Origin of the sequence: Enterobacter cloacae complex sp. 2015409, assembly GCF_041365315.1 — a bacterium.
GTDB classification, from domain to species: Bacteria; Pseudomonadota; Gammaproteobacteria; order Enterobacterales; family Enterobacteriaceae; genus Enterobacter; species Enterobacter pseudoroggenkampii.
In genome coordinates this window covers 72,049-92,111 of sequence record NZ_JBFTVM010000007.1, presented here as the reverse complement: position 1 = coordinate 92,111, position 20,063 = coordinate 72,049, and the positions used below count along the sequence as shown (strand labels likewise).

At 55.2% G+C, this 20,063-nt stretch carries 20 protein-coding genes; 4 read left to right on the top strand and 16 right to left on the bottom strand.

The genetic code is table 11. From position 1 onward, the window contains the following. Positions 1-309 precede the first annotated feature (309 nt). A complete protein-coding gene (locus ACDO57_RS21370) occupies positions 310-1,713 on the bottom strand; it encodes a sensor domain-containing diguanylate cyclase (protein WP_024906724.1) in 1,404 nt (467 codons plus the stop codon). A 490-nt stretch (positions 1,714-2,203) separates the two neighbouring features. Between ACDO57_RS21370 and ACDO57_RS21365 the strand changes: the two genes are divergently transcribed. Next, the gene (locus ACDO57_RS21365) at positions 2,204-2,485 is read left to right on the top strand and encodes a YjcB family protein (RefSeq protein ID WP_008503385.1); all 282 of its coding nucleotides are present in this window, start codon (positions 2,204-2,206) and stop codon (positions 2,483-2,485) included. A 60-nt stretch (positions 2,486-2,545) separates the two neighbouring features. Here the strand turns inward: ACDO57_RS21365 and ssb1 are convergent, their stop codons facing one another. Continuing rightward, positions 2,546-3,076, bottom strand: a complete 531-nt coding sequence (ssb1, locus tag ACDO57_RS21360) for a single-stranded DNA-binding protein SSB1 (RefSeq protein ID WP_024906723.1) — start codon at positions 3,074-3,076, stop codon at positions 2,546-2,548. Between the two features lie 250 nt (positions 3,077-3,326). Between ssb1 and uvrA the strand changes: the two genes are divergently transcribed. Continuing rightward, complete coding sequence (uvrA, locus tag ACDO57_RS21355) at positions 3,327-6,149, top strand: excinuclease ABC subunit UvrA (RefSeq protein ID WP_370884569.1); 2,823 nt, start codon at positions 3,327-3,329, stop codon at positions 6,147-6,149. 3 nt (positions 6,150-6,152) lie between these two features. On the opposite strand, the gene ACDO57_RS21350 is transcribed toward uvrA, so the two are convergent. The 6 genes from ACDO57_RS21350 to dnaB all read right to left on the bottom strand — a co-directional run bounded on the left by ACDO57_RS21350 (position 6,153) and on the right by dnaB (position 11,791). Then, positions 6,153-6,506 carry an MmcQ/YjbR family DNA-binding protein gene (locus ACDO57_RS21350; protein ID WP_023310053.1) on the bottom strand — a complete coding sequence of 118 codons (354 nt, stop codon included), beginning with the start codon at positions 6,504-6,506 and terminating at the stop codon, positions 6,153-6,155. Between the two features lie 2 nt (positions 6,507-6,508). Beyond that, a complete protein-coding gene (locus ACDO57_RS21345; RefSeq protein WP_157188483.1) occupies positions 6,509-6,925 on the bottom strand; it encodes a secondary thiamine-phosphate synthase enzyme YjbQ in 417 nt (138 codons plus the stop codon). 113 nt (positions 6,926-7,038) lie between these two features. Beyond that, positions 7,039-7,752 (bottom strand): acid phosphatase AphA, encoded by a 714-nt coding sequence (gene aphA / locus ACDO57_RS21340; RefSeq protein ID WP_370884568.1) that lies wholly within the window; start codon positions 7,750-7,752, stop codon positions 7,039-7,041. Between the two features lie 217 nt (positions 7,753-7,969). Continuing rightward, complete coding sequence (gene tyrB / locus ACDO57_RS21335; RefSeq protein WP_024906719.1) at positions 7,970-9,163, bottom strand: aromatic amino acid transaminase; 1,194 nt, start codon at positions 9,161-9,163, stop codon at positions 7,970-7,972. 119 nt (positions 9,164-9,282) lie between these two features. Beyond that, positions 9,283-10,362: an alanine racemase gene (gene alr / locus ACDO57_RS21330; RefSeq protein WP_061716136.1), complete on the bottom strand. Its 1,080-nt coding sequence runs from the start codon at positions 10,360-10,362 to the stop codon at positions 9,283-9,285. Positions 10,363-10,378: 16 nt separating this feature from the next. Continuing rightward, complete coding sequence (gene dnaB, locus ACDO57_RS21325) at positions 10,379-11,791, bottom strand: replicative DNA helicase (protein ID WP_023310046.1); 1,413 nt, start codon at positions 11,789-11,791, stop codon at positions 10,379-10,381. 66 nt (positions 11,792-11,857) lie between these two features. Between dnaB and ACDO57_RS21320 the strand changes: the two genes are divergently transcribed. Next, entirely contained in the window at positions 11,858-12,841 is a 984-nt protein-coding gene (locus ACDO57_RS21320) for a quinone oxidoreductase (protein WP_090420764.1), read from the top strand. Positions 12,842-13,025: 184 nt separating this feature from the next. Here ACDO57_RS21320 and pspG read toward each other — a convergent pair whose 3' ends face one another. The 4 genes from pspG to ACDO57_RS21300 all read right to left on the bottom strand — a co-directional run bounded on the left by pspG (position 13,026) and on the right by ACDO57_RS21300 (position 16,454). After that, a complete protein-coding gene (gene pspG, locus ACDO57_RS21315; RefSeq protein WP_023310044.1) occupies positions 13,026-13,268 on the bottom strand; it encodes an envelope stress response protein PspG in 243 nt (80 codons plus the stop codon). Between the two features lie 136 nt (positions 13,269-13,404). Then, positions 13,405-14,400, bottom strand: a complete 996-nt coding sequence (gene dusA, locus ACDO57_RS21310; RefSeq protein WP_370884567.1) for a tRNA dihydrouridine(20/20a) synthase DusA — start codon at positions 14,398-14,400, stop codon at positions 13,405-13,407. 82 nt (positions 14,401-14,482) lie between these two features. Beyond that, positions 14,483-15,793 (bottom strand): conjugal transfer protein TraF, encoded by a 1,311-nt coding sequence (locus tag ACDO57_RS21305; RefSeq protein ID WP_024906714.1) that lies wholly within the window; start codon positions 15,791-15,793, stop codon positions 14,483-14,485. A 172-nt stretch (positions 15,794-15,965) separates the two neighbouring features. Next, positions 15,966-16,454: a cupin domain-containing protein gene (locus ACDO57_RS21300; RefSeq protein WP_024906713.1), complete on the bottom strand. Its 489-nt coding sequence runs from the start codon at positions 16,452-16,454 to the stop codon at positions 15,966-15,968. A gap of 115 nt (positions 16,455-16,569) precedes the next feature. On the opposite strand from ACDO57_RS21300, the gene zur reads away from it, so the two are divergent. Next, positions 16,570-17,082, top strand: a complete 513-nt coding sequence (zur, locus tag ACDO57_RS21295; RefSeq protein ID WP_008503369.1) for a zinc uptake transcriptional repressor Zur — start codon at positions 16,570-16,572, stop codon at positions 17,080-17,082. Positions 17,083-17,129: 47 nt separating this feature from the next. Here the strand turns inward: zur and ACDO57_RS21290 are convergent, their stop codons facing one another. The 4 genes from ACDO57_RS21290 to ACDO57_RS21275 form a co-directional block, all read right to left on the bottom strand. Further along, a complete protein-coding gene (locus ACDO57_RS21290) occupies positions 17,130-17,339 on the bottom strand; it encodes a CsbD family protein (RefSeq protein ID WP_024906712.1) in 210 nt (69 codons plus the stop codon). Positions 17,340-17,459: 120 nt separating this feature from the next. Further along, positions 17,460-18,797 (bottom strand): MATE family efflux transporter DinF, encoded by a 1,338-nt coding sequence (gene dinF, locus ACDO57_RS21285; RefSeq protein ID WP_370884566.1) that lies wholly within the window; start codon positions 18,795-18,797, stop codon positions 17,460-17,462. Positions 18,798-18,860: 63 nt separating this feature from the next. Beyond that, complete coding sequence (gene lexA, locus ACDO57_RS21280; protein WP_024906710.1) at positions 18,861-19,469, bottom strand: transcriptional repressor LexA; 609 nt, start codon at positions 19,467-19,469, stop codon at positions 18,861-18,863. Positions 19,470-19,577: 108 nt separating this feature from the next. Further along, positions 19,578-19,946: a diacylglycerol kinase gene (locus tag ACDO57_RS21275; protein WP_370884565.1), complete on the bottom strand. Its 369-nt coding sequence runs from the start codon at positions 19,944-19,946 to the stop codon at positions 19,578-19,580. Between the last annotated feature and the right edge of the window lie 117 nt (positions 19,947-20,063).

Genomic DNA, 20,063 nt, shown 5'->3' with positions numbered 1-20,063 from the left:
GCCTGTAGTAATGAAGGCCGGATGCTTTGTTAAACAGGTGATTACGTTGCATGAATCATGCGAAGTTAGCAACTGACTTTTCGTATTAAAAATCTTAAATTTCGTTATGACGATAATATTTTCCCGTAAGCTAAACTGTAAGTATTCGTTCCGTTTCAATTAAGGAAAATAATTATCCAGCCCGCAAGGGCGGTGGGAAGATAACACAACAGACGATTGTTGATTAAGCCAAACTTGTAACAGCTCGAAAAATCATAACCTCGACATGGCATTTCATGCTATTTGTTCGGGCGTATTTTGTTCGTTGATTTATAAATAATCAGCTGCCACCACCGTTTTTCCTCGCCCCGAATGCTTGGCCTCATATAATGCTTTATCGGCACGCCTCAGCAAGACTGAAGTATCCCGCTGTCCCCCGCTTACTTCCACAACCCCGGCACTAAATGACAGCGACAGTTTTCTCTCCCCCACGGCCAGCGGGTTGGTTTGCAGAAAGGTGCGCAACCTGGCGGATAACTGCGCAGCGCCATTGCCGTTTGTTTGCGCCAGCAAGAGCAAAAACTCTTCTCCTCCCACGCGCCCTAATGCCGAATCTGAAGGTGATAACTCACGGATCGCGTTACAAAAGTGAAGGAGCGCCGCATCACCCACCGGGTGCCCCCACTCATCGTTGATCTGTTTGAAGAAATCCAGGTCAAACATCAGGACGCAAAAATGGCTGTTAACCTCATGCCGGGCACTGGCCGCCAGCGCAAGCTCAAGCTGCTGCAAAATCGCCGAACGGTTAAAGCAGCCGGTGAGATCGTCAGTAGTGGCTTTTACCTGCAGCTGCTGCTCGGCTTTTTTCCGCTCGGTGATATCCAGCCCAATATTGAGGATAGAGTTGTCCGGCAACAGAATGTTGGACCACAGCACCGTCAGCGGGGTCCCGTCTTTGCGTAGCGGATGCCACTCATACATATCCTTCAGCGGCGAGACATTCACCGACTCTCTTACCCGCCGCCGCTCTTCAGGGTCAGGATAAAACAGCGAAAGCGGATCGGCATGTTCCGCGATCTCCGCCATCGTCCAGCCGAATACTTTTTCACATTCGGCATTCCACAGCACGCAGCGGTTAAATTTGTCGAAAGAGTTCATTAAAACCGGGGCGCGTTCAAAGAGCGTCTTATATTGCGTCACGACACGCTGCATTTCCTGGGCAGTTTTCTCCCGGGCAATAATTTCCGCGAAATAGTCTTTTAATTTTTCGACCAGCACTACGACGATATTTTTCAGAATTGGCAGAGAAGAGAGCCGTTCATCAAACGCTAAAAAGAAATAGCCGCTGCAGTGCCAGTTATGGGTTGAAAGTTTGCACAGGACACCGCTATGCAACTGCGCATAGCCCGGGTGCTGAGGAGGAAATAACGCACGGCCAATATTCTCTTTCCAGTAGACCACCCGCCATGAACGATGATGCCGCTGGAGCAGGGTGTCCGCCAGGAAATCGGCCACTTCGAAGGGATGGCAGGTCATCTCCCCGGCGCATACCACGCGCTGTAGCCCGTCATCACCATTAACGCTTACCCAGGCGAGACTTGCGCCCAGCGCGCGACTGATGGTCGTCAGCATGTCGGTCAGAGAACATTGAGCATGAAGCTGAGGCATCAGCTTAGCCAGCGCATGCAACGCTTGCATGCTGTCATTAACAATCTCACGTCGGTTTTCTTTCATTTTTTTCGCTGATTATCAGGCGATAAACCGGACGCAACTTTCTTCAGATTCGAAAAATCGACAAACCAACGCACAGGCTGAATCTCAGCGTAGCGAATTAAAACAACGTTGTGTGTAATTAAAAACGTACAAAGAAATAAAAAAAATAATTAAATTCAAAAACCTGAAAGGTTAGCTGCGAGTAAAATTAATTGTCCACTCAAGCATAAGCCATAGGGTTATTGCTGTAAACATTGTACAGTGAGCATCCTTTTGCATCAGTTTTGCTATCTTAATGAATTCATTATAAAGAGTGCGGGAACTGGAGAACTTAGCCAGCAAAGATATATTTTCACTCAGGCGCCCATTGATTCTCGGCAACTATGAATCACCCGTTTTTCATCACCCCGGGACTGGCGAATAAAACAGCAAATGTGATATAGTTCACAAGTATAGTGTAACGAAAAAATCTGTTTCATTCAGTTCGTCTGTTTTGTTGAGGATGGGTTTTATGGCAACCATTACGACCAGCATGGTTCTCCTGCGCTGGCCTTTGTTGAGTGCGGTACTGATGTTTTTGGCCAGCACGCTGAACATTCAGTTTCGTAAATCTGACTACGCGGGTCTCGCTGTCATCAGCACCCTGCTGGGGCTGGGTGCAGCCTGCTGGTTTGCAACGGGTCTGCTTGGCATCACTCTGCTGGATATCGCCGCCGTCTGGGAAAATATTAAAGTGGTGATGGTTGAGGCGATGAGCCACACACCGCCAGACTGGCCGATGGTCATTACCTGATCCCTTCATCAATAAAAAAACCCAGACGATGTCTGGGTTTTTTGTTTTCTCATCCATTGATCAGAACGGAATGTCGTCGTCGAAATCCATTGGCGGTTCGTTAGACGGTGCCGGAGCAGACTGCTGCTGCGGGCGAGACTGCGCGCCACCGCTGAACTGGTTGCCGCCCTGCGGCTGCTGAGGCTGACCCCAACCGCCCTGCTGCTGGCTCTGACCGCCACCTGCCGCTGCACCGCCGCCCTGACGGCCACCCAGCATCTGCATGGTACCGCCGACGTTAACCACGACTTCAGTGGTGTACTTCTCAGCACCGGACTGATCGGTCCATTTGCGGGTACGCAGTTGGCCTTCGATATAGACCTGAGAACCTTTACGCAGATACTCACCGGCCACTTCGGCCAGTTTGCCAAACAGCACAACGCGGTGCCATTCGGTCTGCTCTTTCATCTCACCGGTCGCTTTATCACGCCAGGATTCGGAAGTAGCCAGCGTAATGTTGGCAACTGCGCCACCACTCGGCATGTAGCGTACTTCCGGGTCCTGGCCCAGATTACCGACGAGAATCACCTTGTTTACGCCTCTGCTGGCCATGTTCGTGTCTCCTGAATACGTTTCTTAATAGTGTAAACGCGCGAGTGTACCATTTCCATGCTGCACTTTGATAGTTGCGTAGCACGTTCCAGAGTTCTCCCGCAACTCGACATTGTTACACAGCGAATCAGAAAATGCATTCCAATACTGTATATTCAAACAGGTTAAATTGTGTCATAATTAGCCGTTTCTGACAGCCGTTTGTCCTTCAAACAAATCAGGCAATCCGTGTTCCAACCGGGAAAGGTGAATGGATAAGATCGAAGTTCGGGGCGCCCGCACCCACAATCTCAAGAATATCAACCTCATAATCCCTCGCGACAAACTCATTGTCGTGACCGGGCTTTCGGGGTCTGGCAAATCCTCACTGGCTTTCGACACCCTGTATGCCGAAGGACAGCGTCGTTACGTTGAATCACTCTCTGCGTACGCGCGTCAGTTCCTGTCGCTGATGGAAAAACCGGATGTTGACCATATTGAAGGGTTGTCCCCTGCTATCTCTATTGAGCAGAAGTCCACCTCGCATAACCCGCGTTCAACGGTCGGTACCATTACCGAAATTCATGACTACCTGCGTCTGCTGTATGCCCGCGTGGGTGAGCCGCGCTGCCCGGACCACGACGTCCCGCTGGCGGCCCAGACCGTCAGCCAGATGGTGGATAACGTGCTGTCGCAGCCGGAAGGCAAACGCCTGATGCTGCTGGCGCCAATCATCAAAGAGCGTAAGGGCGAACACACCAAGACGCTGGAAAACCTGGCAAGCCAGGGCTATATTCGCGCCCGTATCGACGGTGAAGTGTGCGACCTGTCCGATCCGCCCAAGCTGGAGCTGCAGAAGAAGCACACCATCGAAGTGGTGATTGACCGCTTCAAGGTGCGTGACGATCTCGCCACGCGTCTGGCGGAATCCTTTGAAACGGCGCTGGAACTCTCTGGCGGCACGGCCGTGGTCTCCGACATGGACGACCCGAAAGCGGAAGAGCTGCTCTTCTCCGCCAACTTTGCCTGCCCGATTTGCGGTTACAGCATGCGCGAGCTTGAACCGCGCCTGTTCTCCTTTAACAACCCGGCGGGCGCGTGCCCGACGTGTGACGGCCTGGGCGTCCAGCAATATTTCGACCCGGACCGCGTGATCCAGAACCCGGAGCTGTCGCTGGCGGGCGGGGCCATTCGCGGCTGGGACAAGCGTAACTTCTACTACTTCCAGATGCTGAAATCGCTGGCAGAGCACTACAAGTTCGACGTCGAAGCGCCGTGGGCCAGCCTGAGCCCGAACGTGCACAAAGTGATTCTGTTCGGTTCCGGCAAAGAGAACATTGAGTTCAAGTACATGAACGATCGCGGCGATACCTCCGTGCGTCGTCACCCGTTCGAAGGGGTGCTGCACAATATGGAGCGACGCTACAAAGAGACCGAATCCAGCGCGGTGCGCGAAGAGCTGGCGAAGTTCATCAGCAACCGCTCCTGCGCCACCTGCAAGGGCACGCGCCTGCGTCGTGAAGCGCGCCACGTGTTTGTGGAAAACACGGCGCTGCCGACCATCTCAGACATGAGCATCGGCCACGCGATGGACTTCTTCAATAACCTGAAGCTCTCCGGCCAGCGTGCGAAAATCGCCGAAAAAGTGCTGAAAGAGATCGGCGATCGCCTGAAGTTCCTGGTGAACGTCGGCCTGAACTACCTGACGCTTTCCCGCTCGGCGGAAACGCTCTCCGGCGGTGAGGCTCAGCGTATCCGTCTGGCCAGCCAGATTGGCGCGGGCTTAGTCGGCGTGATGTACGTACTGGACGAGCCGTCCATCGGCCTGCACCAGCGCGACAACGAGCGCCTGCTCGGCACCCTGATCCACCTGCGCAATCTCGGCAACACGGTGATCGTGGTGGAGCACGACGAAGATGCCATCCGCGCCGCAGACCACGTGATCGATATTGGTCCGGGCGCAGGCGTGCACGGCGGTCAGGTCGTTGCAGAAGGGACGCTGAAGGACATTATGGCGGTACCCGAGTCGCTGACCGGTCAGTACATGAGCGGCAAGCGCAAGATTGAAGTGCCAAAACAGCGCGTAGCGGCAGATCCGGAAAAAGTGCTGAAGCTGACCGGCGCGCGCGGCAACAACCTGAAAGACGTCACCCTGACGCTGCCGGTTGGCCTGTTTACCTGTATCACCGGCGTGTCCGGTTCCGGTAAATCGACGCTGATCAACGATACGCTGTTCCCGATTGCGCAGACGGCGCTGAACGGCGCGACGCTGGCCGAGCCTGCACCGTACCGCGACATCCAGGGGCTGGAGCATTTCGATAAGGTTATCGATATCGACCAGAGCCCGATTGGCCGTACCCCGCGCTCTAACCCGGCGACCTATACCGGCGTCTTCACGCCCGTACGTGAACTGTTTGCCGGTGTGCCTGAAGCACGCTCCCGCGGCTATACGCCAGGACGTTTCAGCTTTAACGTGCGCGGCGGCCGCTGCGAAGCGTGCCAGGGCGATGGCGTGATCAAGGTTGAGATGCACTTCCTGCCGGATATCTACGTGCCGTGCGACCAGTGCAAAGGCAAACGCTATAACCGCGAAACGCTGGAGATTAAGTACAAGGGCAAGACCATCCACGAAGTGCTGGATATGACCATCGAAGAGGCGCGCGAATTCTTCGACGCCGTCCCTGCGCTGGCGCGTAAGCTGCAGACGCTGATGGACGTCGGCCTGACCTACATTCGTCTGGGACAGTCCGCCACTACGCTGTCCGGTGGTGAAGCGCAGCGCGTGAAGCTGGCGCGCGAGCTGTCAAAACGCGGTACCGGTCAGACGCTCTACATTCTGGATGAGCCAACCACCGGCCTGCACTTTGCTGACATCCAGCAGCTGCTCGAGGTTCTGCATCAGCTGCGCGATCAGGGCAACACCATCGTGGTCATCGAACATAACCTGGACGTGATTAAAACCGCGGACTGGATTGTCGATCTCGGCCCGGAAGGCGGCAGCGGCGGCGGTGAAATTCTTGTCTCCGGTACGCCAGAGACCGTTGCAGAGTGCGAAGCCTCGCACACCGCGCGCTTCCTTAAGCCGTTGCTGTAGTTGTCACACGGAGAGTTGCTGTCGGGTGGTTTCCGGCAGCAGCTCAACCGCCTGCTGATAGGACGCATCCACCAGGTAGTAAATCTGTGATCCTGGAATCGATCCATCCAGATAGACGGTGCTCCAGTGCGCCTTATTGAGGTGCTTGCTCGGCCTCACGTCATCATGCTGCTGACGTAGCAAATCCGCCAGTTCAGGGCTGGTTTTCAGCGATGCCGCCGGACGGCCTTCTACCTCTTTCACCATCGCAAACAGCACATCACCCACCTTAATCTGCGTGGCTTTCCAGTCGCTGTGGACGCTCTGCTCCGCGCCGGGCTTGCTCATGCAGTACTGAAGTATCTCCGAAATTGTCATCTTTATTCCCCTTGTAGCGTGGCGATAATTTTACGCGAACCACCGTGAATACGATGCTCACCCAGCCAGATCCCCTGCCACGTTCCCAACAGCAGCCGCCCGTTGTGGACCGGCAGCATCAACGATACGCCCAGCAAAGAGGATTTAATATGCGAAGGCATATCGTCCGCCCCCTCATAGTCATGCTCATAAGGCGCGTTGTCCGGGACGCTCTTCAGAAAATGGTGCTCCATGTCGGACCGGACGGTGGGATCGCAATTTTCATTCAGCGTCAGAGAGGCGGACGTGTGCTGAAGCAGCAGATGCAGCAAACCCGTTCTGACGTGCGACAGGTCGCGGAGTTGCCCGATGACTTCATCCGTCACCAGGTGAAATCCGCGTGGCTTCGCGCTTAAGGTCAGGGTCTGTTGGTACCACATAGGCTGCTCCGTGATGAAAGATGAATCTTTCTAAGTGTGCAGCAAGAAGACGAAAGGTAAAACCCGCAGCAGCGAGATTTGATTAAAAAAGAGTCAAACTCGCTGCCAGGGGCTCAATACTCCGAGTTGACGATCACCTCTTCGCCAAACTTTCCGGCCATCGGCAGCGGGCGATAGGTTGAGTTAGAAGCGCGTAACACCCTGATCCCTCTGGCACCCACTTCCTGTGCGGCGGTAATGTCGTTATCCGAATCGCCATAAAACACTTTGATGTTTTTCTTTTCCAGCCACTGGGTTTTGGTGTTTTGCCCCTCTTTGTCACCCGCAAAAATGACCGGGTTCATGCTGGTCGCCGGGATCTGGAAATCATCCTGCAGCGTTTTAGAGACGGTTTCCGTTTTGGTCTGACTGCGGCCGGTTACAAAATAAATGCTGTCACCGCGCTTCACGTGCATGGCAATAAGCGCACGGGCAACCTCTTTCGGGATGCTGAATTCGTCCCAGCCATTGTTCATTTTTTCCCAGAATTCCGGGTTCTTCAGATACGCTTCGCTGTCGGGTGAATACGTTTTCTTACCGCGCCAGAAGCCGGGGCTTGAGAACAGCACGGTATCGTCAATGTCAAAACCCACGGCCATTGGCGCACGGCCCATCAGGCTGTTTTCGATTTGGGCCACGGAAACCCAGTGAATGGGTGCCTGCTCGGCAAGAATGGCGGCGGTGGTGCCGGTGTAAAGCGGCGTCGGGGCAGAAGCTCGCGCGACGACGGCGCTATTAAGCGAGAACAATAAGCAGGCGGCGCTGAGCGCCAGTGTGATCTTGCGCATATTTTCCCCTGAATATTCAGTTTGTTATCGTTTTAATTTGAGCGGATGGTCAAAAAACTATCCGACCATAACCCCAGCGGGAGGTGAAGGGAAGGAGTTTTTGCTTATGAAGCGGAATAAAAAGAAGACGATCACAAAAGGCCGGGCAACGTTTTTGTGCGGCCTGATGCCCTCACCCCGACCCTCTCCCACGGGGAGAGGGTGAGTTGGTGAGTACTTACATTACAGCAGCAAACGCCTGCGCCACGCGATGAACGTTGCTGGCATTCAGGCCCGCCACGCACATACGGCCGCTAGCGATCAGGTAGACGCCGAACTCTTCGCGCAGACGATCGACCTGGGCCGCACTCAGTCCGGTATAGCTGAACATCCCGCGCTGCTTGAGCAGATAGTCGAAGTTATGTCCCGGCACGGCCTCTTTCAGGACGTTAACCAGCTCCTGACGCATCGTCTGAATGCGCTGGCGCATCGCTTCCACTTCCGCAAGCCAGGACGCTTTTAGCTTTTCGTCACCGAGAACCGTCGCCACCACCTGCGCACCAAAGTTCGGCGGGCTGGAGTAAATGCGGCGCACCGTCGCCTTAAGCTGGCCGAGCACGCGACCTGCCGCTTCGGCGTCTTCACACACCACGGACAGACCGCCAACGCGTTCACCGTACAGGGAGAAGATTTTAGAGAAGGAGTTACTCACCAGAACAGGCAGCCCGGCGCTGGCAGCGGCGCGGATGGCATAGGCATCTTCTTCCATGCCCGCGCCAAAGCCCTGGTAGGCAATATCGAGGAACGGGATCAGGTTGCGAGCCTTCAGTACCTCGATCACCGCATCCCACTGGGCATTGGTGAGATCCGCACCGGTCGGGTTATGGCAGCACGGATGCAGCAGCACAATGCTGCGCTCCGGCAGGGTGTTCAGTTTTTCCAGCAGCGCTTCAACGCGCACGCCGTTAGTTTCGCTGTCAAACCATGGATAGGTCGCCACTTTGAAGCCTGCGCCCTCGAAGATCGCAACGTGGTTTTCCCACGTCGGGTCACTGACCCACACGCCTGAATCCGGGAAGTATTTTTTCAGGAAGTCTGCACCCACTTTCAGCGCACCTGAGCCGCCCAGCGTCTGGATGGTCGCCACGCGTTTTTGCGCGAGCACCGCGTGATCGGCACCAAAAAGCAGCGGCGCAATGGTGCTGCGGTAGGTATTTAACCCTTCCATCGGCAGATAGAGCGACGCGCCGTGTGGAACCGCGTTCAGACGCGCTTCGGCTTCGGCAACGGCCTGCAGCTGAGGAATAAAACCCTCGTGGTTATAATACAAACCGATGCTAAGGTTCACCTTGTCGCTGCGAGGATCTTCTTTGAAACGCTCCATTAAGGAGAGAATTGGGTCGCCGGCATAGGCGTCAACTTTCTGAAACACGCGATGATTCTCCGGAATTCGATGAGGCAGGGATTTCAACAATAAACCGGAAGTGGGAGAAGGTCGAGAGGATGTTAATAAAGTTGGAGCGAGGATAAAAACCTCACTCCATTGGCGGTTCAATCAATGTACTTCATCGCTACCCGCGAGGTCAGACGCGTGATAAGTTCGTAAGCACTTACTTTCGTGATTTCAGCAATGCGTTCAACAGGCAGCCCTTCCCCCCACATCACGACATCGTCGCCAGGCTTATCCTGGGCTTCAGGCCCAAGATCGACACAAATCATATCCATCGCCACGCGGCCGACAATCTTCACTTCACGACCGTTGACCAGAACCGGTGTACCCGTTGGAGCTGCGCGGGGATAGCCGTCACCATAACCCATCGCCACCACGCCAAGACGGGTATCACGCTCGCTGGTCCAGGTACCGCCGTAGCCCACCGGCTCACCCGCTTTATGGTCACGCACAGCAATCAGGTTAGAGACCAGTGACATGACCGGCTGGAAGCCAAAGTCCGGCCCCCAGGGTTTGTTCTCCAGCGGCGACACGCCGTAGAGAATGATGCCCGGTCGCGCCCAGTCGAAATGCGACTGCGGCCACAGCAGAATACCGCCGGATGCCGCAATCGAGCGCATCCCCGGCTTGCCTTCGCAGAAGGTATTAAAGATATCCAGCTGCCGCTCGGTCGCACCGCACTCGGGCTCATCGGCGCGGGCGAAATGGCTGACGATATTCACCGGCTGGCGCACGTTTTTGCACCGGCATAAACGCTGATAGAACGCTTCGGCGCTCTCCGGACGCACGCCCAGACGGTGCATGCCCGTGTCGAGCTTCATCCACACGGTCACCGGCTCGCTCAGCTCGGCGGTTTCAAGTGCGGCCAGCTGTTCTTCGTTGTGCACTGCCGTATGCAGATGCTGGTCAGCAATGGTCGGCAAATCTGTGGCTTCGAAAAAGCCTTCGAGGAGCAGAATCGGTTGGGTAATCCCCCCCGCGCGCAGGCGAAGGGCTTCTTCAAGACGGGCGACGCCAAAGGCGTCGGCATCGGGGAGCGTTCGCGCGGTCTCAAGAAGACCGTGTCCGTAAGCGTTCGCTTTCACGACTGCAACGAGCTTGCTGGCGGGTGCCAGTTCTCGCAGACGTTGCAGGTTGTGTCGCAGAGCGCGGCGGTTAATGACAACAGTTGCCGCTTGCATTTGAATTCCTTAGAAATTACTCATCATCATATTGAGGACCGGCATAGTTGTCGAAACGCGACCACTGTCCGTTAAAGGTCAGACGCACCGTCCCGATAGGGCCGTTACGTTGTTTACCAATAATAATTTCGGCGATCCCTTTCAGGTCGCTGTTCTCGTGATAAACCTCATCACGGTAGATGAACATGATTAAGTCGGCATCCTGCTCGATGGAGCCGGATTCACGCAGGTCGGAGTTGACTGGGCGCTTGTCGGCACGTTGTTCCAGGGAGCGGTTCAGCTGCGACAGCGCTACCACCGGCACGTGCAGCTCTTTGGCTAACGCCTTGAGCGAGCGGGAAATTTCGGCAATTTCCAGCGTACGGTTGTCTGAAAGCGACGGGACGCGCATCAGCTGAAGGTAGTCGATCATGATAAGGCCGATACCGCCGTGTTCACGGGCGATACGGCGCGCGCGGGAGCGAACTTCCGTCGGCGTCAGGCCGGAGGAGTCATCGATATAGATGTTACGCTTTTCCAGCAGAATGCCCATGGTGCCGGAGATGCGCGCCCAGTCCTCATCGTCGAGCTGACCGGTACGGATGCGGGTCTGATCCACGCGCGACAGCGATGCCAGTGAACGCATCATGATCTGCTCGGAGGGCATCTCAAGACTGAAGATCAGTACCGGTTTATCCTGCAACATCGCCGCGTTTTCGACGAGGTTCATCGCAAAAGTGGTTTTACCCATCGACGGACGCGCGGCGACGATAATCAAATCCGACGGCTGCAGGCCGGCGGTTTTCTTGTTCAAATCGTCATAGCCGGTGTTCACGCCGGTGACGCCATCGTGCGGCTGCTGGAACAGCTGTTCGATACGGGCCACGGTGGCGTCGAGGACATCGGCGATGTTTTTTGGGCCTTCGTCTTTATTGGCGCGGCTTTCGGCGATTTTAAAGACGCGGGACTCAGCAAGGTCGAGCAGGTCTTCGCTGGTGCGACCCTGCGGATCAAAACCGGCTTCGGCGATCTCGTTCGCCACCGATATCATCTCGCGGACGACGGCACGTTCACGCACGATATCGGCATAAGCGCTAATGTTCGCTGCACTAGGCGTATTTTTTGACAGTTCCGCCAGATAGGCAAATCCGCCGCAGCTGTCGAGCTGCCCAAGACGCTCCAGCGATTCCGCGAGCGTAATCAGGTCGATCGGGCTGCCCGACTCCTGCAGACGCGCCATTTCGGTAAAGATGTGGCGGTGCGGACGGGTGTAGAAATCTTCCGCCACGACGCGCTCGGCGACGTCGTCCCAGCGTTCGTTATCCAGCATTAAACCGCCCAACACCGACTGTTCCGCTTCAATCGAGTGCGGCGGGACTTTTAACCCTGCGACCTGGAAATCACGCTCGCGAGGTTCAGTCTGTTTGTTGAAGGGTTTGTTTCCTGCCATAGTGAATGGAGTTACCGAGATAAAGAGTGGGTCGAAAGATTACCATATTTTTCTTACGGAGGGAGCATGGCAACGCGCATTGAATTCCAGAAACACGGTGGGCCAGACGTACTGAAAGCGGTGGAGTTCACCCCCACCGCGCCTGGCGAAAACGAAGTGCAGGTTGAAAACAAAGCCATCGGCATAAACTATATCGACACCTATATTCGCGGCGGGCTCTACCCGCCTCCGTCGATGCCGAGCGGACTGGGCACCGAGGCAGCCGGTGTCGTCATCAAAGTGGGCAGCGCGGTTAAGCATATTAAAGAGGGTGACCGCGTGGTATATGCTCAGTCTGCGCTGGGCGCTTACAGCTCCGTCCACAACGTCCCGGCGGATAAAGCCGCCCTGCTGCCTAACGCCATCTCCTTTGAGCAGGCGGCAGCCTCGTTCCTGAAAGGTTTAACCGTTTACTACCTGCTGCGCAAAACCTATGAAATTAAACCCGACGAGCAGTTCCTGTTTCATGCCGCAGCGGGTGGCGTCGGGCTCATCGCCTGTCAGTGGGCAAAAGCACTGGGCGCGAAGCTGATCGGCACCGTCGGAAATGCACAAAAAGCGCAGCGCGCGCTGCAGGCGGGAGCCTGGCAGGTGATTAACTACCGTGAAGAGAGCATTGTTGAGCGGCTGAAGGAGATCACCAGCGGCAAAAAAGTGCGCGTGGTGTATGACTCGGTAGGGAAAGATACCTGGGAAGCGTCGCTGGACTGCCTGCAGCGTCGTGGTCTGATGGTAAGCTTCGGGAATGCGTCAGGCGCGGTGACCGGCGTTAACCTGGGCATCCTGAACCAGAAAGGTTCTCTGTATGTGACTCGCCCTTCCCTGCAAGGATACATCACCAACCGGGAAGAACTTGAGGAAGCCAGCAACGAGCTGTTCTCGCTGATCGCCAGCGGCGTCATTAAGGTGGATGTGGCAGAGGCGCAGAAATACCCGCTAACCGATGCGCAGCGCGCGCATGAGGTGCTTGAGAGCCGGGCGACGCAGGGGTCGAGTTTGTTGATTCCCTGAGCCCCAAAAAGAAATTGGGCTTCCCGTGGGAAGCCCTTTCTTTTTTTAGTTCGGCTGTATGTAGGGTACAGCTCGATGAATTCGTTATCGGCAGTCATAGTGACAGATTCGATAAGTAAATCCTATTCTGTTCTAAGCCATACCGCCGGAAAAGTTACAAGTATGTGACGAACCCCTCAATACCTTAGTAACGGAAGCGGTTATTGCGCTGATAACTGGGCACTTTTGGCGCTTTAATCGCCCGAATCACCCACACGACCGCAATGGCCAGCAGTAGCCACGGCAGCAGTTTGATCGTCAGGGCAAACAGTCCGCCAATAAACATGACCACCGTCGCTACCACGATAGCCGCCAGAATGCCGAGCAGCGAAACGCCTGTCGCTAACAGCATGACAAAAAAGCCAATCACAAAAAGTAGTTCCAGCATGGTGCTCTCCCACGAGTTCCCGAGTAATGCAGTAAACATTACAAGAATCATGCCAGCATTAACCTGTTGTTATTAAAGCAAAACGCCCCGCGAGAATTCGCAGGGCGTGGTGAATTTGACGAACTTTTAGCGAAAGTTATCGCTTGTCTGCCACCAGGCGCAGCGCATGTTCCAGCACCTCAATATCGGTGCCGGCTTTATGTGCGTTTTCGCTCAGGTAGCGACGCCACTGACGCGCGCCCGGAATGCCCTGGAACAGCCCAAGCATATGGCGGGTGATATGGCCGAGATACGTACCGTTGCTCAGCTCGCGCTCAATGTAAGGATACATCGCACGCACGACGGCAACCGGATCGGTGTCTGCGCCTTCGATGCCAAAGATTTCGCGATCAACCGTCGCCAGAATGCCCGGATTCTGATATGCCTCGCGCCCAACCATCACCCCATCCATATGTTCAAGGTGCGCTTTGGCCTCTTCCAGCGACTTGATGCCGCCGTTAATGGACATGGTCAGGTGCGGGAAGTCACGCTTCAGCTGATACACGCGCGGATAGTCCAGCGGTGGGATCTCACGGTTCTCTTTTGGGCTGAGGCCGGAGAGCCAGGCTTTTCGCGCGTGGATGATGAACGTCTCGCATTCACCCTTTCCGGAGACCGTATTGATGAAGTCGCACAGGAATTCGTAGCTGTCCTGGTCGTCAATGCCGATACGGGTTTTGACCGTGACCGGAATGGAGACCACATCGCGCATCGCCTTGATACAGTCCGCCACCAGCTGGGCATTTCCCATCAGGCAGGCACCGAACATGCCGTTTTGCACGCGGTCGGACGGACAGCCAACGTTCAGGTTGATCTCGTCGTAGCCGCGCGCTTCCGCCAGCTTCGCGCACTGCGCCAGCGCGGCCGGATCGCTGCCGCCCAACTGCAGGGCAACCGGATGCTCTTCTTCGCTATAGGCCAGGTAATCGCCCTTCCCGTGGATGATTGCGCCCGTAGTCACCATTTCGGTGTACAGCAGCGTATGGCGGGAGAGCTGGCGCAGGAAATAGCGGCAGTGTCTGTCCGTCCAGTCGAGCATCGGCGCAATGGAGAAACGGTGTGCAGGGAAAGCGGTCTGTGATTCTGACGACATGGCGAAGTTTTAAGCATCTGGTGGAAAAGGGGCGCTACTATAGCACAAAGAAAAGCCGGAGGCGCAGCGCCTCCGGTGGACTTTAGAACGTCATGCTCAGCTGAGCCCCTGCGCCCCAGGTTTCGTCTTCACCGTACAGGCCCATCAGGTCAACATGAACGGTGCTAAACGGCGCGAAACCGACACCGCCGGTAAAGACATTGCTGTCGTTACCCTTCACGTCCGCGCGATAACCCGCACGCACCGCCAGCCAGCTGAGCGGCGTCACCTCGGCACCCACGCCAACATACTGCGACGTATCTTCGCTCTTAAAGCCTTTGGTTTCCGTCAAATCGCCATCGGCGGTCAGCGTCACCAGATCGTTGTGCCAGGCGGCTCCGGCGGTCACCAGCGGGCGGATCTGGTAGGTATCTTTATAGCTCACCACTTCTCCCGTCCGCCCGTTGCGGATACGGATATCTTTGGTGTCGATATCGCGCGACATCAGGTTTTGGCCACTCACGCCGACCGTCCAGTTCTCGCCGAAATCAGCCGCAATACCGGCATCGACGTTAAAGCCCGTATCGTCTGTGCGGTAGCGGCTGTCGTTCCACTTGTTACTGTCGTAATCGTAGATTGAGGTGGTGTAGTTATAGACCCAGGTTTTTTGCAGTTTTGGCGTCACGCCTACGGAAACCGGGACGCCGCCGAGGTCAAACTGACGGGCAACGGCAACGCCGTAGTCAGACACAATCGCCGCCCGGCCAGACGCTGTTGAGTTGAGGTTTTTAGTGATCTGATCCGTGCCGTTCAGCGCAGCGTCCAGGGCAACACCGGCAGCCACCACTTTGCTTCTTTGAATACCGCGCAGATAATCAATATCTTGCTGATCGATAGACGAGCTAACCCGGCCATGAGCATAGCCTTTCGCCATAAAGGCCACGGAAAGCACATCGTTAGGGATACTCACCGCAAGCCCTGCTCCTGCCGTCGCGCGTGCGGTTTTGCCTTTGAGATAGTCCAGCTCATCGGCGAGATCTTTGGCCGCGCCCTGGAATTGATTAATGGAACCTAACGGATTAGTGATAATCTCCCTTGGCGTGAGGTCATCAACCACATCCTTGTAGTGATTAATTTTGTCGTTGATGGTATCAATCTCGTCCTGAAGATTGTCTTCATCAGTCACCTGCACCCCAACGGCTGGCAAGATGACCGTCACATCATCGTCTGGTTTTGCCTTTGCCAGCAGCGCCGGGTTAATTAACGCCCCACTGCCATAGCTCCCGGAGGCAACGCCCGTCCCGCCCATGGCGTCACTCCGTGATTCTGTCCAGGTATTGGCTGCTCCCGCCTGATTTGCCATAAACAAGGAGACAGCAATACTAACCACCGAAAATTTAAAATTTTTTTTCACAGTATGCCCGTTATAGTCTGTTATGAAATAACCCCTGTCTGTTATCACCCAAACAGGAACGAACTATTGCTGTGAATAAGTAGTAAAAGACCCGCTATTTCTATCCCTAAGTAAAACTCCCTTACGGCCTGTTATATTTTGTGACGGCCCTCAATATTTATAGAAGAGGAAATTATTTTTTCCCAGGTTTTCCATCATGCGGCCCAAAAAACTGTGGGGGATGGTCTACCCAGCGATCTTCCCGCGTGGCGGCATACACCGGGTTGAGGGGATAGTAGATGCGATTGTGCTTCTTGTTGGCCTCGCCTACGACCAGCAACCGCACCTCTTCCTCCGTGTTGTTGATAAAGGTGTGGCAGATACCGGTTCCGGCAGGAAATCCCACGCTGTCGCCAGGTTCAAGTTTCCATAAATAGCCATTTATCCACGCTTCTGGATAACCTTCGAGCACATAAATGAACTCTTCTTCATCGCTTTCCGCATGCGGATAGGACGTTCTGCGCCCTGGCGGCAAACGCTCATGATGGATACCAATGCGCCTGAGTCCAAGCTTACGAGCCAACGGGGCGCCGATAGAAAAAAGCTCATCGCTATCTGGATAGGTCGAATCATCCGCACCTTCTACGTCGCGCCAGTGCCGAATACAGTCAGGTTTTTTCATTGTTTATTTCCCGGTTTGTAATGGGTCAGGTATAGCACAGACTGGCGGATCTCGGTGTTTTTACCAGAACATGATAAAGTGGGGGTTTTCCGTCCTATAACATCCGGGGTGCTACATGGATAAGTCCACAAAAGAGCTGTTAGCGCAGGCCGAAAAGCTGTGCGCGCAACGCAATGTGCGCCTGACTCCGCAGCGCCTTGAAGTATTACGTCTGATGAGCCTGCAGCAGGGTGCCATCAGCGCTTACGATCTGCTGGACCTGCTCCGCGAAAGCGAGCCGCAGGCAAAGCCGCCAACGGTGTATCGCGCCCTGGATTTCCTGCTTGAACAAGGGTTCGTGCATAAGGTTGAATCCACCAACAGCTATGTGCTGTGCCATCTGTTTGATCAGCCCACCCACACATCGGCGATGTTTATCTGTGACCGCTGCGGCGTGGTGAAAGAAGAGGCTGCGGAAGGCGTGGAAGATATTATGCATACGCTGGCGGCGAAAATGGGTTTTGCACTGCGTCATAACGTGATTGAAGCGCACGGGCTGTGCTCTGCCTGCGTGGAAGTGGAAGCCTGTCGTCATCAGGACGCGTGCCAACACGACCACTCAATTCTTGTGAAGAAAAAGCCGCGTTAACGGCAAAAGAAAAGGCGGCTAAGAGCCGCCCTGTGGGTTATTCAGCGTTACCAGCGGTAGTCGTTACGGGTTTCCCAGTCTTTGACTTCGTTTTCCGCCTGATCTTTCGCGTAGCCGTAACGTTCCTGAATTTTACCGACAAGCTGATCGCGTTTACCTTCAATGACGGTCATATCGTCATCCGTCAGCTTACCCCACTTTTCTTTCGCTTTACCTTTGAACTGCTTCCAGTTGCCGCCGATTTCGTCTTTATTCATCATCGTGTCCTCTTAGTTAAGCGTCGGGTCGTAACGTCCGTTACGTTCTTTTCTGCTGGACGTGATAATTATTGTAGTTAAGGATTCGGCAGTTGGTTTCATATTCGGAATCTTTAACCGTCACGATATATCGTGACGTGAAGAGAACCAGGTATTGTTTTGCCAGTGGCGGTGCCAGATAAAAGCCAGCGACAACCCTCGCAGCGAGAGGAAAACGGCCAGGGCCAGCCACAAACCGTGATTTCCCAGCCAGGGAAGCGTCAGCAGCGTCAGACCAAACCCTGCAGCCGCGACAGCCATGCTGTTGCGCATTTCCGCTCCGCGCGTCGCACCAATAAACATGCCGTCCAGCAGATAACACCAGACGCCAACCACCGGTAAGACGACTTGCCAGATGAGATAGTGGCTCGCCAGCTCGCGCAGCGCAGGAAGAGACGTAAGCAATGCAACGATCTGCTCACCAAAGCAGGCGTAAACCAGGCCAAACGCCAGCGCCACCAGTCCCGACTGACGGCAGGCTGCCCGCCAGACGTCCCGAAGCTGCCCGCTTTCGCGCGCACCGTACGCCTGCCCGGAATGCGCTTCTACCGCATAGGCAAAACCGTCCAGCGCGTAGGCGGTAAAGGTCAGTAGCGTCATCAATACCGCGTTGACCGCAACGATTTCTGGCCCCAGTCGAGCCCCGAAGACCGTCAGCGCTCCGAAGCAGAGCTGAAGCAGCAGCGAGCGCAGCATGATGTCTCGGTTAAGCGCCAGCAGCTTACGGATATTGCCGCGCCATGCGTTTTTGAGCAGCGCCAGGGAGATGCCGCGCATCGCCAGCACGCGCCAGACCATCCACAGGCCAATAATAAAGGTTCCGTACTCGGCAATCGCCGTCGCCAGCGCCGCGCCCTGCACGTTCATATGCAGACCCATGACCAGCCAGACATCCAAAACGATATTGAGCAGGTTACCCACCACCAGCAAAATCACGGGTGCACGGGCGTACTGCACGCCCAATAGCCACCCCAGCAGAACCAGGTTAGCCAGTGACGCGGGCGCGCTGAGCCAGCGGATTTCAAGGAAACGTCGCGCCTGCTCTAATACCGCCTCGCTGCCGCCAACAACATGGAGCGCAAGGTCGATCAGGGGCGCACGCAATAAAACGATTAACGCACCCGCGCCAAGCGCGAGGATCAGCGGCTGGACCAGCGCGCGCGCCAGACGCAGCGGATCTTTCGCGCCATACGCCTGTGCGGTAAGGCCGGTGGTGCTCATGCGCAAAAAGAGCAGCAGCATAAACAGGAAGCTGGTTGCCGTCGCACCAATCGCCACGCCGCCAAGATAAACAGGCGAATCAAGATGGCCAATAACGGCAGTATCGACCAGACCCAGCAGGGGTACGGTAATATTGGAGAAAATCATCGGCAGAGCAAGACGCCACAATGCCTTATCGGATGCCTTCAGCAGTGACATGAAAAATACCGGGTGTGGAGAATGAAGCAGGCTACAGCGGCGCCATAGCCTGTCAGGAAGAGGTTACAGCCATTCGCCGTTGCGAATGACCCCAACCGCCAGTCCTTCGATAGAGAAGTTGTGTTCGCGCAGATCGACCACAATCGGGGAGAACTCGTTGTTTTCAGGCAGTAGCTGAACGGTGTTCCCCTGTTTTTTCAGACGCTTGACGGTCACTTCGTCGTCAATGCGCGCGACCACCACCTGGCCGTTACGCACATCCTGCGTTTTGTGCACCGCAAGCAGATCGCCGTCAAGAATACCGATGTCTTTCATCGACATACCGCTGACGCGCAGCAGGAAATCAGCGCTCGGTTTGAACATGGCTGGATCGACCTGGTAATGGCCTTCAATATGCTGCTGTGCCAGTAAAGGCTCACCGGCAGCAACACGCCCCACCAGCGGAATGCCCGTCTCTTCTTCCACCAGCAGGCGGATACCACGTGACGCGCCCGAGACAATCTCAATCACGCCCTTACGCGCCAGCGCTTTCAGGTGTTCTTCGGCAGCATTCGGAGAACGGAAGCCCAGACGCTGCGCGATTTCCGCACGCGTGGGTGGCATACCCGTCTGGCCGATATGATCCCGGATGAGATCAAACACCTCTTGCTGCCTGGTCGTTAACGCTTTCATTCCGCCCCCTGGGTGTATATACAGTTATGCTGTGAGTATATACAGTCAAAGGCGATTTTGGAACCAAAAACTGCACAAAAAACCAGGGACTTAATTATTCCTCGAGGCTCATCGGAAATGTGACCAAAGCAGCGTGACCCAGGTGATAGCGGCAGTGATAATCGCCAGCAACACGGCAGCAGAGCCCATGTCTTTTGCGCGGCCAGAAAGTTCATGGAAATCTGAACCAATGCGATCAACCACGGCCTCAATAGCGCTATTAAGAATTTCCACTATCATCACCAGAAGCACGGAACCGATAAGAAGTACGCGGGTAATAGCATCAACATCAAGGAAACAGGCGACGATCACCGCGATGATAGCGGCGACGCCCTCCTGGCGAAAGGCGGCTTCGTTGATCCACGCGGCACGGAAACCTTTCCATGAATAGCCGGCGGCTTTGATGATACGCGTTAACCCAGTGGTATTATTGGCCATTAAAAGAACCTTTTATGAAAAAAAGCGTCAGTAACAGGAACTGTAGCGCGTTTCGCTACAGCCTGAAGTATGACGGGTAACAACAGAAATTTTGCGCGCTTTCTGTTATCCTTGCGC